This window comes from Serratia sp. 1D1416, assembly GCF_003641105.1.
In the GTDB taxonomy this organism is placed as follows: domain Bacteria; phylum Pseudomonadota; class Gammaproteobacteria; order Enterobacterales; family Enterobacteriaceae; genus Serratia; species Serratia ficaria.
Genome location: NZ_CP032738.1, coordinates 4,877,895 through 4,894,840, shown reverse-complemented (window position 1 = coordinate 4,894,840; position 16,946 = coordinate 4,877,895). Strand labels below are relative to the sequence as shown.

Sequence of the window (16,946 nt, the reverse complement as noted above, 5' to 3'; positions counted from 1 at the left end):
TGAATTAACTCCAGTCAGGTTTAAGGAATACAACTTCAACCAAACCTATTTAAGCGTCATCGAGATTTTTCAATTGAATCAGCTCGATTAACCCAAATAGGGTAAACACGACCACGGATATCCATCCCTGATCAATTGCAAGTTAATAAATGCTGGCTTGGCGCAAAAATGAAATGCCCATGTTTTTATGAAAAATGTAACCCGTTGGGAAAATAGTTAAAAATAATCTAAGGCCCCGCCGCTTGGTTTTTTTTTTCAGGCGCGCAACGGTGCTGGGATAAATCCGAATTCACCTCCGCGCACCGCGTTGGGCTGCGCAAGGGCCGGCTTGCGGCGGGGTGGCGTTGGTTTTCATGCGTCCGGCTCCGGTTGTTGAGAGTGAATATCATTCGCTAAAGAGACATATTAAAAGCAACTATAGGCTGCCTGAAGGTTGTCGGCCTATATACAGAGCTACAGGGTTTACTTTGTCTTGTCAATATAGCCACATTTCGAATAAATAACATAACAGAGATTAACAAAGTGCGCGATAGATTGTATCTATTGCGCTATCAGATTAACCAATTTGACGAGATGTTAGCGGTTGGTAAAATAGTCTCACATCGCAGAAAAATGCCTCCCATAAGTTCGCTTGTATTTAATAGGCGACGCTCAGGCATATTTCAAAAAAATAAGATATCGAGACAATTATGAAATTCAAATCAAAAATAAAGCCGTACTCAGCGGCCGCGGGCGGTTGGGGCTCTCTTGAAGCCACCACACGATTTGTTTTTGATAGCAAGCAGGTGCTGAAGAACATGGTCAACCTGATGCGCATGAACAAGGCGAAGGGCTTCGACTGCCCGGGCTGCGCATGGGGCGACGACAACAAGAGCACCTTCAGCTTTTGCGAGAACGGCGCCAAGGCGGTGACCTGGGAAGCGACGCGTCGGCACGTCGACCGCGACTTCTTCGCCGCCCACAGCGTCAGCCGGCTTTACCTGGAAAGCGACTATTTCCTGGAATATCAGGGGCGGGTGGTTGAGCCGATGCGCTATAACCGCGAAACCGACCATTATGAGCCGATCGGCTGGGACGATGCCTTCGCGTTAATCGGCAAGCATATTAAAAACATGACCGGCCCCAACCAGCTGGAGTTATATACCTCCGGCCGCGCGAGCAATGAAGCCTCGTGGCTGTATCAGTTGTTCGGCCGCGTGCTGGGCACCAATAATTTCCCCGACTGCTCCAATATGTGTCACGAAGCCAGCGGCTACGGCATGCAGCAAAGCCTGGGCGTCGGCAAGGGCACCATTCACCTCGACGATTTTGACCACGCGGACGCCATCTTCGTGTTCGGGCAAAATCCGGGCACCAACCACCCGCGCATGCTGCACAGCCTGCGGCATGCCGCCGAGCACGGCGCGCGCATCGTGACGTTCAATACCCTGCGCGAACGCGGGTTGGAGCGCTTCGCCGATCCGCAAAAAACGCTGGAAGTGGTGACGCCGCTGGCGGGCACCATCAGCCATCGCTACTACCAGCCGAACCTCGGCGGCGGCATGGCGGTGGTGCGCGGCATGGTCAAGGCGCTGCTGGAAACCCACAATGCGCGCCTGGCGGCGGGCAAGGGCGGCATTTTCGACAGCGAGTTTATCGAGGCTCATACCCAGGGCGTCGCCGACTATCTGGCCGAGGTCGACGCCACCTCCTGGGCGTTTATCGAAAGCCAGTCCGGCCTGAGCGAGGCGCAGATCAGAGAGGCCGCGCAGATTTACCAGCAGGCCGACAACGTGATTTGCACCTGGGCGATGGGCATTACCCAGCACAAGCATTCGCTGGTGACGGTGCGTGAAATCGTCAACCTGCAGCTGCTGTTCGGGCAGTTGGGCAAGCCGGGCGCCGGCCTGTGCCCGGTGCGCGGGCACAGCAACGTGCAGGGCAACCGCACCATGGGCATCGACGAGCAACCTTCGCAGGCGTTTCTCGACAGCCTGGGCAACCACTTCGACTTCGCGCCGCCGCGCGCCCACGGGCACAACACGGTGGAAGCGCTCGGCGCCATGCTGCGCGACGAAGTGAGGGTGCTGATCGCGCTCGGCGGCAACCTGGCCGCCGCCGCGCCGGACAGCCACCGCACCGAAGAAGCGCTGAGACAGTGCGACCTGACCGTGCACATCAGCACCAAGCTGAACCGCAGCCACCTGGTTACCGGCAAGCGGGACGCGCTGATCCTGCCGGCGCTGGGGCGCACCGAGCAGGATATCCAGGCCGGCGGCCCGCAGTTCGTCACGGTGGAAGACTCTTTCAGCATGGTTCACGCCTCTGAAGGCATCGGCAAGCCGCTGTTTGACACCCAGCGTTCGGAAACGGCGATCGTGGCGGGCATCGCCGATGCGGCGGTGGGCAATACCCCGACCATCGACTGGCTGGCGTTGGCGGGGGACTACAACCAGATCCGCGATCATATCGCCGCCACCATTCCCGGCTTCACCGATTTCAACCGCAAGTGCGAACACCCGGGCGGTTTTTATCTCGGCAATGCGGCCGCGGAGCTGCGCTTCGCCACCCCGAGCGGCAAAGCGCAATTCAGCCACGCGCCGCTGCCTGAATCGTTATTCCCGCAGCTGAAGGGGGAAACGGTGCCGTTCGTGCTGCAGACCCTGCGTTCTCATGACCAGTACAACACCACCATCTATGGGCTGGATGATCGCTATCGCGGCGTCTATGGCCAGCGGGAAGTGCTGTTCATGAACCCGGAGGACATCGCCGCGGCGGGATACCGGCCGGGCGATCTGGTGGATATCGCCACGCTGTGGAATGACGGCGTCAAGCGCGAGGTATTCGGGTTCAAGCTGGTGGCCTATGACATCCCGCGCGGCAACCTGGCCGCCTATTACCCGGAAACCAATCCGCTGGTGCCGATGAACAGCATTGGCGACGGCACCGGGACACCGACTTCCAAATCCGTACCGGTCAAGATTTCCCGGGCGGCAACAAGACAAACGCTGAGAATTGCCTAGGTAATGAGGGCGTTTTATCGGACCGCTATTTGCACTGCAAATTAGCCGGCCTTTTTCAAATGGAAAATACCTCATCACCGAAAATAACCTTTCCGGCGATGAGTTTATCTGGCCTGTTGCACAGGGGTGAACAATGTTGGGATTAGATGCCTTTCACTTGGCGAGGATACAGTTTGCCTTTACTGTTTCCTTCCATATTATTTTTCCGGCCATCACCATCGGTCTCGCCAGTTTTCTGGCGGTGCTGGAGGGGCTGTGGCTCAAAACGCGCAATGATACCTACCGCGAGCTCTATCATTTTTGGTCGAAGGTGTTCGCGGTCAACTTCGGCATGGGAGTGGTGTCGGGGCTGGTGATGGCCTATCAGTTCGGCACCAACTGGAGCGGGTTCTCGCAGTTTGCCGGCAGCATCACCGGGCCGCTGCTGACCTATGAGGTCCTCACCGCCTTCTTCCTCGAGGCCGGCTTCCTGGGCGTGATGCTGTTTGGCTGGCACCGGGTCGGGCGCGGGCTGCACTTCTTCGCCACCTGCATGGTGGCGCTCGGGACGATCATCTCCACCTTCTGGATCCTGTCCTCCAACAGCTGGATGCATACCCCGCAGGGCTTCGCCATCGAGAACGGCATCGTCGTGCCGGTGGACTGGCTGAAAATCGTCTTCAACCCGTCCTTCCCGTACCGCTTGATGCACATGACCACCGCGGCCTTCCTGTCGAGCGCCTTCTTCGTCGGCGCCTCCGCGGCCTGGCACCTGCTGAAGGGCAACGATACGCCGGCGATCCGCAAGATGTTCTCCATGGCGCTGTGGATGGCGCTGATCGTCGCGCCTGTTCAGGCGGTGCTCGGCGATGCCCATGGTTTGAACACCCTGAAATATCAGCCGGCCAAAATCGCCGCCATCGAAGGGCACTGGGAAAACCAACCCGGCGAGCCGACGCCGCTGGTGCTGTTCGGCATGCCGGACATGGACGGCGAAGTTACCCGCTACAAGCTGGAAATCCCGTATCTGGGCAGCCTGATCCTGACGCACAGCCTCGACAAGCAGGTGCCGGCGCTGAAAAGCTTCCCGAAAGAAGACCGCCCCAACTCCAGCATCATCTTCTGGTCGTTCCGCGTGATGGCCGGGCTGGGCATGCTGATGATACTGCTCGGCGTGGTCAGCGCCTGGCTGCGCTGGAAAGGCCGGCTGTATCAGTCGCGGCCGTTCCTGTGGTTCGCGCTGCTGATGGGGCCGTCGGGGCTGATCGCGCTGCTGGCGGGCTGGTTCACCACCGAGATCGGCCGGCAACCCTGGGTGGTGTATGGCCTGCAGCGAACGCGCGATGCGGTTTCGGCGCACGGCGAGATGCACATGAGCATCAGCCTGCTGGCCTTCATCCTGGTGTATTCCTCGGTGTTCGGCGTGGGCTACATCTACATGATGCGTTTAATCAAAAAAGGCCCGGTGGCCGGCGATCTGCATGAGCCGGTTGCCGAAGGCACCCCTGCGCGTCCGCTGTCAGCGGTTCAGGAATCGTTGAATAAACCGGAAGGAAAACACTGATATGGGCATCGACCTTTCAATTATTTGGTTCACCATCATCGTGTTCGCCACGCTGATGTATATCGTGATGGACGGTTTCGACCTCGGCATCGGCATCCTGTTCCCGTTCAATAAGGACGCTACCGAACGCGACATGATGGTCAACACCGTAGCGCCGGTATGGGACGGCAACGAAACCTGGCTGGTGCTGGGCGGCGCGGCGCTGTACGGCGCCTTCCCGCTGGCCTATGCGGTCATTGTCGACGCGCTGTCGATTCCGTTGACCCTGATGCTGATCGGCTTGATTTTTCGCGGCGTCGCCTTCGAGTTTCGCTTTAAGGCCACGCCGGAACACCGGCCGTTCTGGGACAAGGCGTTTATCGGCGGTTCGATCGTCGCCGCCTTCAGCCAGGGCGTTTCGGTCGGCACGGTGCTGAACGGCTTCGAAGTGACCGGCCGCGCCTACAGCGGCTCTACGCTGAGCTGGCTGGCGCCGTTCCCGCTGTTCTGCGGCGTGGGTCTGGTGGTGGCCTACGCGCTGCTGGGCTGCACCTGGCTTATCATGAAAACCGAGGGCGGGCTGCACCGCAAGATGTCCGATCTGGCGATCCCGCTGACGCTGGCGCTGCTGGCGATTATCGCCATCGTCAGCATCTGGACGCCGTTGTCGCATCACGACATCGCGCAGCGCTGGTTCACCGCGCCGAACATCTTCTGGTTCCTGCCGGTGCCGCTGCTGGTGCTGGCCTGCTCCTGGGGGATCGTGCGGGCGGCCTATAACCACGCCAGCTACGGCCCGTTCCTGCTCACGCTGGCGCTGGTGTTCCTCGGCTTCAGCGGCCTGGGCATCAGCATCTGGCCGAACATCATTCCGCCGTCCATCTCCATTTGGCAGGCGGCCTCACCGCCGCAAAGCCAGGGCTTTATGCTGGTCGGCGGCCTGCTGATCATCCCGGTGATCCTGGCCTACACCTGCTGGAGCTACTACGTGTTCCGCGGAAAAATCAAACCTGACGAAGGCTACCACTGATATTGGAGACTCGCGTGATGAAATCTGAAGCCGAGAACCGGCCCGCCCTCTGGCGGCGCATGATGTGGATGATCGCCATCTGGGCGGCGAGCGTACTGGCGCTCGGGGTCGTTGCCTCAGTATTTAAATTGCTGATGGCCGCGGCCGGCATGAAGTCGCATTAACACCGCAGCAAGCCGGGCCGACAAACGACGGCCCGGCGCCTTTTCATTATGGAAGGAGGAGCAAATGACGCAATTTACCGATCCCTGGGAGCGTAAATTTTATTATTTGCGCCTTTCCATCACCGACGTATGCAATTTCCGCTGCAGCTACTGCCTGCCCGACGGCTATCGTCCGACCACGGGCAACAACAAAAGCTTTTTGACGCTGGACGAGATCCGCCGCGTCACCCGCGCCTTTGCGGCGGCCGGCACCGAAAAGGTGCGGCTGACCGGCGGCGAACCCTCGCTGCGCCGGGATTTTATCGACATTATCGCGGCGGTGCGCGAGAACGCCGCGATCAAAAATATCGCCATGACCACCAACGGCTACCGACTGGCGCGTGACGTGGCGCGCTGGCGCGAAGCCGGCCTGACCTCGCTGAACGTCAGCATCGACAGCCTGGACGCCAACCAGTTTCACGCCATCACCGGGCAGGATAAATTCCACCAGGTGATGGCGGGCATCGACGCCGCCTTCAGCGCCGGCTTTGACAAGGTCAAGGTCAATACGGTGCTGATGCGCGATATCAACCATCACAGCCTGCGCACCTTTCTCGACTGGATCAGGCATCGCCCGATTCAACTGCGTTTCATCGAGCTGATGGAAACCGGGGAAGGGCATGCGTTGTTCAAACGGCATCATATTTCCGGCGAGGTGATCCGCGATCAACTGATCGCCGCCGGCTGGCAGCGGCAGGAGCGGGAACGCAGCGCCGGGCCGGCGCAGGTGTTCGCCCACCCCGATTACCAGGGGGAGATTGGCCTGATCATGCCGTACGAGAAAAACTTCTGCGCCAGCTGCAACCGGCTGCGCGTCTCGGCGCTGGGCAAGCTGCACCTGTGCCTGTTCGGCGACGGCGGCGTGCCGCTGCGCGATTTGCTGCAGTCCGACGATCGGCAAACCGAGCTGCAGGAACGCATTGCGCACAGCCTGCTGCAGAAAAAACAGACCCATTTCCTGCATCAGGGCGATACCGGTATTACGCAAAACCTGTCGTTTATCGGCGGTTAACCGCCAGATGCACCCTTTCGATGATTTTTCGCCGCTGATGCGGAGTAAGGAGCGCCATCATGCTTGATATTTTATTCTTCGCGCAGGTGCGTGAACTGGTCGGCTGCAGCCGTTTGCGGCTTGGCGCCGAGTACGCCACGGTCGAGGCGCTGCGGTTGGCGTTGTTGAACCGCGGCAGCCGCTGGCAGCTGGCGCTGGAGTCCGAGCGCCTGCTGGCGGCGGTCAATCAAACGCTGGTGCCGATGGACCATGCGCTGCAGGCCGGCGACGAGGTGGCGTTTTATCCGCCGGTGACCGGCGGCTGAAACGCGCAATCTGTTGTGCAGGCAGGATAAAAAAGGCCCCGGCGCGTTGCGTTCGGGGCCTGAATATTTAGATCAGATTGAAGTGTTCGTCGGGTTTCAGCGGCGGCGGCAGCGGGCTCTGGTCGTTCATTTCCAGCAGGCTGCGTTCAATGGTGTTGCAGATGGCGTTCAGCGGCAGGTCGTTGGCCGAGGTGCCGAAGGGATCTTCCAGCTCTTCCGCCAGCGAGTCCCAGGATAAAAAGGTGTAGGAAATGAACACCGAGACGAACGGCGTCATGTAGTGCAGATCGGAAACCAGCGCGAAGGGCAGCAGTGAACAGAACAGATACACCGTGCGTTGCAAAATCAGGGTATAGGCGAACGGCACCGGCGTGTTCGACAGCCGTTCGCAGCCGCCCTGCACGTGTGAAAGTTCGCTCAGATTGGTGTCGATCATCTGAAAGTTGATGTCGCTCAGTAAACCCTGTTGCCGCAGTTTGCCGAACTCCTGGCCCAGCAACAGCAGGATCCTGTTGGTCGGCATCGGGCTGGAGGTTACCCTGGTCAGCTCTTGCAAGGACAGGTTGTGGTACAGATCCGCCGTGGCGTCGGTATTGCGCAGCTGATGCTTCAGGCTCCAGCTAAAAGCGATCAGCAAGTGGGCGATTTTTTGATGCACCGCCTTATCGTCCGGCAGCAGGCTCTTAATCTGGCGCAGCAGGGTGCGAACGGTAATTAACAGCGATCCCCATAAATTTCTCGCTTCGACGAAACGGCTATATCCGGCGCTATTACGGAAGCCGAGAAATATGGCGATGGCGATCCCCAGCAGGCTGAAAGGGGCGATGGTTAAATGAATGCCGAGCTGTTCATACCATTGGAAGCTGATAATCGCCACAATAGACATGAGAATATTTAATGATAAACGAAAGGTGATCTTTGACAGGACCGAACCGTGCCAGGCAAACAGGCGGAAAAACCAATTTTGGTTTGGGCGAATAATCATGGCGTTAATACTTCCCGGTGTTTTTCTTTGATATTAGTTTAGTACGGATTGGTTGCGGAACGGCACTTATTGCTCCGCAATCAGACGCTGCGGATGGGTGTAAACGGTGGCGCGGCCCGGTTTGCTGAAGCCCACCAGCGTCAGGTTGCAGCTTTCGGCCACCGCGACCGCCAGGCTGGTGGCGGCGGAAACGGCGAACAAGATCTCGATGCCGCACATGGCGGTTTTTTGCACCATCTCATAGCTGGCGCGGCTGGAAACCAGCACCGCGCCCCGTTGCCAACCTTGCTGGCTGCGGTAACCCAGCAGTTTGTCGAGCGCCACGTGCCGGCCGACGTCTTCGCAGCCGCCGCTCAGATTGCCGTCGGGCTGCAGCCAGGCCGCCGCGTGGGTGCAGCCGGTCAGTTGGCCCACCGTCTGGACGTTTTTCAGCTGTGACAAACCCCGATCAAGCATTGATAAATCAAAATGTTGGGTGAATGGCAGCGGGGCGATTGGCCGGGTGACCTCCTGCAATTGCTCCACGCCGCAGACGCCACAACCGGTGCGGCCGGCCAGGCTGCGGCGCTTCTCTTTCAGCTGCATAAACCGCCGGCTGGAGAGTTCCACATGCACCTCAATGCCGTTGCAGGCGGGCTGCTGGCGGATATCGTAGACGTCGTCGGGGGAGTCGATGATCCCTTCGGATAATGAAAAGCCGATGGCGAACGCCGCCAGATCTTTCGGGGTGGCCATCATCACCACATGCGAAATGCCGTTATACACCAGCGCTACCGGCACTTCTTCGGCCAGCCAGTCTTGCTGGGTCTGCGCGAGCTCGTTGCGTTGCCAAACCGGGTGTTGCGACAGGCATTGCTGTTCGACATCGCCTGGCTCATTGAGGAGCAAATGCTTATTCATGATTTTCTCGTCAGCGTCGCGGATTAAAGAGCGACGCGAATATTTTCAGGTGAGCAATGATGGGGTTTATTATACATGAGCGTCATTGAAATGGCGCATCGAATAAATGGAAAAGTCTTCTTTTCATTCGGCAAAGAATAAGATTTTTTATTTAACTCATCCCGGCGTGAAACTCTGTTGCAAAGTATTTCAACAATTCGACCGTTGCGGGCGGCAATAACCCGACAATCGTTTATTTCCTTTTAAAATGCAGGGCCTTTCACCGGCGGGGACGCGCCGATGACGAGTGCGGCAGCGGGCGCAAACGGGTGCTATATCCACACTATTTATATAAAATGACAGGCGTCCGCTATGGGGCTTTCGATAAATCGGGTAGCCTGTCAGCAGTCGACGGGGATCGTTCAGCACCATCCCCCAGTTCTCCGTAGTCAGGGAGGATGCCGTGGCAAAAAACTCACTCATACAGGAGACACCCGTGAGCTCAGCATCATCTTCACCGCTCTCAATGGCGCAACGCGCGCTCGAGACAGAACCGCAATACATTGATGCACCGATGACACCCGCCGCCGCTTTTCTGGTCCTGGAGGTCAAAGACGATAGCGCATCGCTCGAGACCGTTCGTTCCGTCATCGCCAGTACCGAAGACCTGATTAAAAACGTCCAGATACGATCCATCGATGTGGGCTTCAACTGTAACGTCGGCATTGCGCATCGGGTCTGGCAGAGCCTGACCGGGAAGCCGGCGCCCAAAGAGCTGAGGCCGTTCCAGGAAGTGAAAGGCGCCCAGCATACGGCGGTGGCTACCGCCGGCGATCTGCTGTTCCATATCCGCGCCGGCGCGACGGATCTGATCATCGAGTTCGAGAAAATCCTGCTGGAAGCCTTCGGTGACTCTGTCACCGTCGTCGACGAAGTGGCTGGATTCCGTTACTTCGATGGACGCGACCTGCTCGAGTTCGTCGACGGCACCGCGAACCCGATCGGTCTTTCATTGCCTGAGGCGACGATCGTGGGCGATGAGGATCCTGACTACGCCGGCGGCAGCTATGTGGTGATCCAAAAATACCTGCATAACCTGGCTGCCTGGCGCGCGCAAAAGGTGGAAACTCAGGAGGCGATTATCGGGCGCACCAAGTATGACAACGTCGAGTTGCCGGATGCGACGGAAGGGCAAAAATCACATAAGACGCTGTGCACCATCGAGGACGAGCAGGGGGAGCATGATATTCTGCGTAACAATATGCCCTTCGCGTCACCGGGCCGTGGTGAATACGGCACCTATTTTATCGGTTATTCCCGCCACCTGTGGGTGATCGAGAAGATGCTGGAGCGGATGTTTATCGGCAACCCACCGCCGCTGCATGACCGGATCCTGGATTTTTCCACGGCGGTCGCCGGCGTGACCTTCTTTGTGCCCGCCCGTAAATTCCTGAGCGATCTGGCTGACTGATTGAGCCTCGGCGGAATTGAATCCCGCATGTAGCGCGGCGAGGAGTCGCTGCGGCTCGCTTGAGAAGCAGGCGCCCAGCAAAATGGGCGCCTTGGGGAGAGAGACAGGCCATGCCAGTGGCCCGTTTGCCGTTAGTGAGTTTTCATGCCGGCCGCGTACATCAGCAGCTTGAATATCGAGGCCACCGCGGCCAGGGCGAGTACGCTCGCTCCCCAGATGGCCAGCATCCACATCAGGCGCCGCCAGAAGGCAGGCCGGTTTTCCGCTACGGACTTCATGATTTCAGCCTCCGTTTCGTTAAGCTGTCAGTGGTAACCCGCATCCGGTTTGATTTTGCCGCGGAACACGTAGTAGCTCCAGCAGGTGTACATCAGGATGACGGGAATAATCAGCAGCGCCCCGACCAGCATAAAGCCCTGGCTCTGCGGCGGTGAAGCCGCCTGCCAAATGGAGATGGACGGCGGGATGATGTTCGGCCAGATGCTGATGCCCAGGCCGCTGAAGCCAAGGAACATCAGGCCCAGCGTGAGCATGAACGGGCCGTAGCTGGCGTGGTTATAGGCCGCCCGCACGATCCCCCAGGAGAAAACCACGACCAGCAGCGGCACCGGCAGGAACCAGACGATGTTCGGGAAGGTAAACCAGCGCTGCGCAATGTCCGGATGCGCGAGCGGCGTCCAGATGCTGATAATGACCACCGCGGCCAGCAGCGCCAGCGTCAGCGGGATGGCCAGGTTCGACATTTTACGGTGCAGTTCGCCCTCGGTTTTCATGATAAGCCAGGTGCTGCCCAGCAGCGCGTAGGCCACCACCAGGCCCACGCCGCAGAACAGCGGGAACGGCGCCAGCCAGCTCAGCGCCGGGCCGCTGTAGGCGCGGCCGGTCACTTCGAAACCGTTCAGCACCGATCCTACCGCGACCCCCTGGCTGAAGGTCGCCACGATAGAGCCGACAATGAACGCCTTGTCCCAGAACGGCCGGTGTTCCGGCGTGGCCTTAAAGCGAAACTCGAAGGCGACGCCGCGGAAAATCAACCCCACCAGCATGATGGTCAACGGAATCGACAGCGCGTCGACAATGACCGCATAGGCCAGCGGGAAGGCGCCGTACAGCGCAGCGCCGCCCAGCACCAGCCAGGTTTCGTTGCCGTCCCATACCGGCGCTACGGTATTCACCATCATGTCCCGCTGAACGGGGTCCTGGTTAAACGGGAACAGGATGCCGATCCCAAGATCAAAACCGTCCATCACAATGTACATCAGCGTTGAGAAAACGATGATGGTGAACCAGATGACTGACAGATCGATACCCATGTTATTCTCTCCCTTCCGGTTTGTTCAGCGGCTCCTGAACCGCCGACAGTGGACGTGCAGGTGTTTGCGACAGGCCCGGGCCGCCCTCGGGGATCGGATGAGCATCTTCGCTGACGGGGCCTTTTTTAATCAATCGCATCAAATAGACATACCCCACGCCAAATACCGAGGTGTAAACCACAATGAAGAGAAGCAGGCTGAACGTCATGTGCATTTCGCCGTGCGGCGAGACCGCGTCCCGCGTGCGCATCACGCCATACACCACCCAGGGTTGCCGGCCGATCTCGGTGGTGAACCAGCCCGCCAGCAGCGCGATCAGCCCCGACGGCCCCATCAGCAGCGCGAACCACAGGAACGGCCGCGACTGATACAGCCGGCCTTTCCAGCGCAGCCAGGCGCTGACCACGCCGAGCAGTATCATCAGCATGCCCAACCCGGCCATCACGCGGAACGACCAGAAGATGATGCTGGAGTTGGGGCGGTCTTCTTTCGGGAAGCTTTTCAGCGCCGGCACCTGCTTGTCGAGGCTGTGCGTCAGTATGATGCTGCCCAGATAGGGAACTTCCAGCTTGTAGCGGGTGACCTCGTCGTCCATGTCCGGCATGCCGAACAGCACCAGCGGCGTCGCCTCGCCGGGTTGGTTTTCCCAGTGCCCTTCGATGGCGGCGATTTTGGCCGGCTGATGCTCCAGCGTATTCAAACCATGGGCATCGCCGAGCACCGCCTGGACAGGCGCGACGATCAGCGCCATCCACAGCGCCATGGAGAGCATCTTGCGGATCGCCGGCGTATCGTTGCCCTTCAGCAGGTGCCAGGCCGCGGAGGCGCCGACGAAGAAGGCGCTCGACAGGAAGGCCGCGGTGGTCATGTGCATCAAGCGGTACGGGAAGGACGGGTTGAAGACGATTTTCAGCCAGTCCACCGGCACGACGATGCCGTTCTCGATGGCGAAGCCCTGCGGGGTATGCATCCAGCTGTTGGAGGACAGGATCCAGAAGGTCGATATCAAGGTGCCCAGCGCCACCATGCAGGTGGCGAAGAAGTGCAGCCCGCGCCCGACCCGGTGCCAGCCAAACAGCATCACGCCCAGGAAGCCGGCCTCGAGGAAGAAGGCGGTGAGGACCTCATAGGTCAGCAGCGGCCCGGTGATGCTGCCGGCAAACTGCGAGAATCCGCTCCAGTTGGTGCCGAACTGATAGGCCATCACCAGCCCCGACACCACCCCCATGCCGAAGTTAACGGCAAATATTTTTGACCAGAAATGATAAAGCTCACGGTAGGTGTCATCGTGAGTTTTAAGCCACAGCCCCTCCAGCACCGCCAGAAAACTGGCGAGACCGATAGTAATTGCAGGAAAAATAATGTGAAAGGACACCGTAAAGGCAAATTGTATCCTCGCCAGCTCGAAAGCATCTAATCCGAACATTGTTAACACCCCTCAGTATTACCAAATTGCCAATCCGATGTTCCAGATGGTCATGAACGAAACAGGATCCATGGGACAGTTTTGAACCTGGGAATAATGTTCACACTGGCATACTAAGGTTAGCTCAGTTTCGCGGCGGGATAGTTTTCATCTGCATTGTGCGCGCCAGCGGCGATTCGATGATCGACGGCAATATTCAGGATGGCGATCTGCTGATCGTCGACAGCGCGCTGACGCCGGAGCATGGCAATATCGTTATCGCCGCCGTAGACGGCGAGTTCACCGTCAAGAGGCTGCAGCGCCACCCGGATTTGCGGCTGTTGCCGATGGATCCGGCCTACGCGCCGATGGTTTTCGGCGACGAAACGCAGCTGGAAATCTTCGGCGTGGTGACGTTTATCGTCTACGCCGCGACATAGCGCCGGCCTCCCGGCTTTCATTTTAATCATGAAATTAACCGGGAGGTTTTCGCGCGCCTGGCGGTGAGTGCGGTTAATACCCTAAAGCGCCAAGATAAACGTTCTCGGCTAAAGGTTACTGGCTAGGATATATCAATGGAATATCTTGGAATAATCCTGTTTACAAATAACTTTTTGAAAATAAAAACGAAAGAGATAATAGTGAGCTCCACGCAAAGGACAGCAAATTGGAATGAAAATGGATTTTTCAGGGATAATTATCGCATTGCTCTTGTTCGCTTTTTCCATATTTTCACTGGTAAGACACGCTAAACTCCAATCAAAACGCACCCTGCCGAAACCCCGCAAGCGGGTGAAACGTATCCTAAACAAGCCAGATAAACGCTCATGGTGCCTTGTCGTCTTCAATGATGAGTCCAAAAGAACGCCGGACCTTAACATGCTCGATCGTCAGGGAAGTTAAGGTTAAGCGGCCGGGCCAGCCTTCAAAGGCGATGCGATCGGCCTGTGCCCCCGTTTTCTCCTCCCCCGCACCGTCTGCCGCGCAGGGCATCGCCCTGAGGCCGGTAATACTCTTTTACACTAACGATTAAAATGCTTATAGTTCTCATTCGTATTAATGATCGCTTCGGCGGGCATTAACGCGTCAGCAGGGAAGGTTATCAACGTCGGAGTGATGCCTGGGGCGGTAACTCATTATTGGGACAGGGAAAACCGGCTGAGTGCGCCGTATCTTCATTCAGCCAATCAAACATAATAAAAATGCCTGAGGGTAAAGTCATGTTTCTGGCTCCATGCCATAGCAAAGGGGATCGCGCCGGCGGTTCGGCATCCCGTAAAATCCATGTTTCATCACTCACCGGCGTTGCCGCATTCGTCGCGGTGGCGCTGCAGGCGCCTTATGCTAGCGCCGCAGAGGCCGGGGCAAAAGAAGATACCCTGCTGGTCGAAGCCTCGGCCGAGAGCGCCGGCGAGACGGGGGAAAACGACTACAGCGTGCCGATAACCCGGGCGGGCACCAAAATGGCCCTGACCGCGCGCGACATACCGCAGTCCGTCAGCATTATCAGCAAACAGCGCATGCAGGATCAGCAGTTGCAGACGCTGGGGGATGCGCTGAAAAACACCACCGGCGTCACCGAAAAGGTGGCGGACCTTGACCGCAGCACCTTTTATTCGCGCGGTTTCTTGATCGACAACTATATGGTTGACGGTATTCCCACCCAGTTTGAAGAGCGCTGGAATTTGGGCGATTCGTCGGCCGATACCGCGATCTACGAACGCATTGAAGTGGTGCGCGGCGCGACCGGCCTGATGACCGGCGCCGGCAATCCTTCCGCTGCGGTGAACATGGTGCGCAAGCATGCCGACAGCCGCGAGTTTGTCGGCAACGTTTCCGCCAGCTATGGCAGTTGGAATAAGCAGCGCTATGTGGCGGACCTTTCCGCACCGCTGAGCGAGTCCGGCAGGGTGCGCGGCCGCGTGGTCGCCGGGTATCAGGGCAACGACAGCTATGTCGATCGCTACAGCGCCGACAAGACATTTTTCTATGGGGTGGTGGATGCCGATCTGACCGACTCCACGACGCTCTCCGTCGGTTACGACTATCAGAAAACCAACGCCAACAGCCCCACCTGGGAGGGATGCCGCGGTGGTACAGCGACGGCAGCAAAACGCATTACGATCGTGAATTCAACACTGCGCCCGACTGGGCCTACAACGATAAGCAATCGCGAAAGCTGTTCGCCACGTTGAAGCAACGTTTTGATAATGGCTGGCAGTTCACGCTGAACGGCGCCGATACGGAAACCCGTCTCGACAGCAAAATGCTGTATATCGACGGCTACTTCGATAAAAACACCGGCATCGGCGTCAGCCCTTACGCGAATTATCCGGTGGTCGGCGGCACGGGCTACAACACCGGAACGCGCAAGGTGCACGCCGTCGATGCGTTCGCCAGCGGGCCGTACGCGCTGTTCGGGCGCCAGCACCAGCTGATGGCCGGCGTCAGCTACAGCAGGCAGAACAATCGCTATTTCAACGCCTTCGCCAATCTCTCGCCGTCAGACGTGGGCAACTTCAATCACTGGGGCGGGGATTTTCCCGAGACCGACTGGAATGCGTTGAGCCTGGCGCAGGAGGATACCATTCACCAGAAGTCGGCTTATACCGCGACCCGCATTTCGCTGGCGGATCCGCTGCATCTGATCGTCGGCGCGCGTTATACCCAGTGGAGCACCAGCACCCTGAGCCAAAATATGGAGAAGAACAATGTCACGCCTTACGCCGGGCTGGTGTACGACATCGACGATACCTGGTCAGCCTACGCCAGCTACACTTCGGTGTTCAAACCGCAAACTTACCGCGACAGCGGCGGCAATTACCTGTCGCCGATTACCGGGAAGAACTATGAGGCGGGGCTAAAAGCCGACTGGCTGAACAGTCGGTTGACCGGCTCAGTGGCGATATTCCGCATCGAGCAGGACAACGTGGCGCAAAGCACCGGCGCGGTGATCCCCGGCACCCTGGAAACGGCTTACTACGGCGCGCAAGGCACGGTCAGCAAAGGCATCGAGTTCGAAGTGAACGGCGCAGTGACCGATAACCTGCAAATGACCTTCGGCGCCACCCGCTATGTGGCGGAAGACAGCGAAGGAAACGCGGTCAACCCGGCGTTGCCGCGCACGACGGTCAAGCTGTTCACGGCCTATAACCCGCCGACGCTGAGAGCGTTGACGCTGGGCGGCGGCATCAACTGGCAGACCCACGTGTGGCAGGACGTCAGCGGCCCGGAAGGGAACGGCACCCTGCGGGCCGAGCAGGGCAGCTATGCGCTGGTCAACCTGTTTGGGCGTTATCAGGTCACCCCGCAGCTGTCGGTGCAGGCGAACCTGAACAACCTGTTCGATAAAACTTACGACACCTCGGTTGACCGCTATGTGGTCTACGGCGCGCCGCGCAATTTCGCCGTCACCGCCAACTACCGTTTCTAAGCTAGTGCCTATGGCCCCGTGAGGGGCCATTCCTCCCCCTCTGGCCCAACTAAATTTCAACCGGCACAGTCTTTCCTTTGGCACACCCTTATCGAGTCAGGGGAATCACTAAGCGCTCTTACTTGGGAAGCGTATGGTCGACGTTTGTATGACTATTATGCTTTTCTGGAAGCCAATAATTTGGCCTGGAACGATGAAATTCCAGCTCATGGCCTCAGCGTTCTTTCTAGATATAGCGATTGGTCAATCGGCGAACTTGCGCTTGATCCTCGCACTGTGAACAACCGTCTGGCCCTAATCGTGAGGTTCTATCGTTGTGTAAGTATCCCTGTAAATGATCGGCTTTCATGGGCCACCTGCAACCGGACGGCTGCAGGTGGTTTCTT

The 16,946-nt window shown here is 58.3% G+C and carries 12 protein-coding genes and 2 pseudogenes; 9 read left to right on the top strand and 5 right to left on the bottom strand.

From position 1 onward, the window contains the following. Positions 1 to 689: 689 nt before the first annotated feature. The 6 genes from D7I37_RS23735 to moaD all read left to right on the top strand — a co-directional run bounded on the left by D7I37_RS23735 (position 690) and on the right by moaD (position 7,074). Positions 690 to 3,002 (top strand): FdhF/YdeP family oxidoreductase, encoded by a 2,313-nt coding sequence (locus tag D7I37_RS23735; RefSeq protein ID WP_129544477.1) that lies wholly within the window; start codon positions 690 to 692, stop codon positions 3,000 to 3,002. A 133-nt stretch (positions 3,003 to 3,135) separates the two neighbouring features. Further along, entirely contained in the window at positions 3,136 to 4,545 is a 1,410-nt protein-coding gene (locus D7I37_RS23730; protein ID WP_095098148.1) for a cytochrome ubiquinol oxidase subunit I, read from the top strand. A 1-nt stretch (position 4,546) separates the two neighbouring features. Further along, positions 4,547 to 5,554, top strand: coding sequence for a cytochrome d ubiquinol oxidase subunit II (gene cydB, locus D7I37_RS23725; protein WP_095098145.1), 1,008 nt, complete (start codon positions 4,547 to 4,549; stop codon positions 5,552 to 5,554). 17 nt (positions 5,555 to 5,571) lie between these two features. Beyond that, positions 5,572 to 5,718, top strand: coding sequence for a DUF2474 domain-containing protein (locus D7I37_RS23720; protein WP_073970403.1), 147 nt, complete (start codon positions 5,572 to 5,574; stop codon positions 5,716 to 5,718). Between the two features lie 64 nt (positions 5,719 to 5,782). After that, positions 5,783 to 6,769 carry a GTP 3',8-cyclase MoaA gene (gene moaA, locus D7I37_RS23715; RefSeq protein ID WP_061800644.1) on the top strand — a complete coding sequence of 329 codons (987 nt, stop codon included), beginning with the start codon at positions 5,783 to 5,785 and terminating at the stop codon, positions 6,767 to 6,769. 59 nt (positions 6,770 to 6,828) lie between these two features. Next, entirely contained in the window at positions 6,829 to 7,074 is a 246-nt protein-coding gene (gene moaD, locus D7I37_RS23710) for a molybdopterin synthase sulfur carrier subunit (protein WP_129544476.1), read from the top strand. A 67-nt stretch (positions 7,075 to 7,141) separates the two neighbouring features. Here the strand turns inward: moaD and D7I37_RS23705 are convergent, their stop codons facing one another. Further along, a complete protein-coding gene (locus D7I37_RS23705; RefSeq protein WP_061800650.1) occupies positions 7,142 to 8,059 on the bottom strand; it encodes a bestrophin family protein in 918 nt (305 codons plus the stop codon). A gap of 66 nt (positions 8,060 to 8,125) precedes the next feature. Continuing rightward, a complete protein-coding gene (gene fdhD, locus D7I37_RS23700) occupies positions 8,126 to 8,959 on the bottom strand; it encodes a formate dehydrogenase accessory sulfurtransferase FdhD (RefSeq protein WP_095098142.1) in 834 nt (277 codons plus the stop codon). A gap of 475 nt (positions 8,960 to 9,434) precedes the next feature. Between fdhD and D7I37_RS23695 the strand changes: the two genes are divergently transcribed. Further along, complete coding sequence (locus tag D7I37_RS23695) at positions 9,435 to 10,409, top strand: Dyp-type peroxidase (RefSeq protein WP_197701092.1); 975 nt, start codon at positions 9,435 to 9,437, stop codon at positions 10,407 to 10,409. Positions 10,410 to 10,540: 131 nt separating this feature from the next. Here the strand turns inward: D7I37_RS23695 and D7I37_RS23690 are convergent, their stop codons facing one another. From D7I37_RS23690 to D7I37_RS23680, 3 genes are read right to left on the bottom strand one after another with little or no spacing between them, the layout of a single operon-like run. Continuing rightward, complete coding sequence (locus D7I37_RS23690) at positions 10,541 to 10,687, bottom strand: DUF2474 domain-containing protein (RefSeq protein ID WP_073970402.1); 147 nt, start codon at positions 10,685 to 10,687, stop codon at positions 10,541 to 10,543. Positions 10,688 to 10,714: 27 nt separating this feature from the next. Beyond that, the gene (gene cydB, locus D7I37_RS23685) at positions 10,715 to 11,722 is read right to left on the bottom strand and encodes a cytochrome d ubiquinol oxidase subunit II (protein ID WP_095098140.1); all 1,008 of its coding nucleotides are present in this window, start codon (positions 11,720 to 11,722) and stop codon (positions 10,715 to 10,717) included. A 1-nt stretch (position 11,723) separates the two neighbouring features. Continuing rightward, on the bottom strand, positions 11,724 to 13,148 hold the full coding sequence (locus tag D7I37_RS23680) for a cytochrome ubiquinol oxidase subunit I (protein WP_129544475.1): 1,425 nt from the start codon (positions 13,146 to 13,148) through the stop codon (positions 11,724 to 11,726). Positions 13,149 to 13,306: 158 nt separating this feature from the next. On the opposite strand from D7I37_RS23680, the pseudogene D7I37_RS23675 reads away from it, so the two are divergent. Then, positions 13,307 to 13,567, top strand: a pseudogene (locus D7I37_RS23675) (S24 family peptidase); the annotation flags it as partial. Positions 13,568 to 14,347: 780 nt separating this feature from the next. Continuing rightward, positions 14,348 to 16,560, top strand: a pseudogene (gene fhuE / locus D7I37_RS23670) (ferric-rhodotorulic acid/ferric-coprogen receptor FhuE). The last annotated feature ends 386 nt before the right edge of the window (positions 16,561 to 16,946 follow it).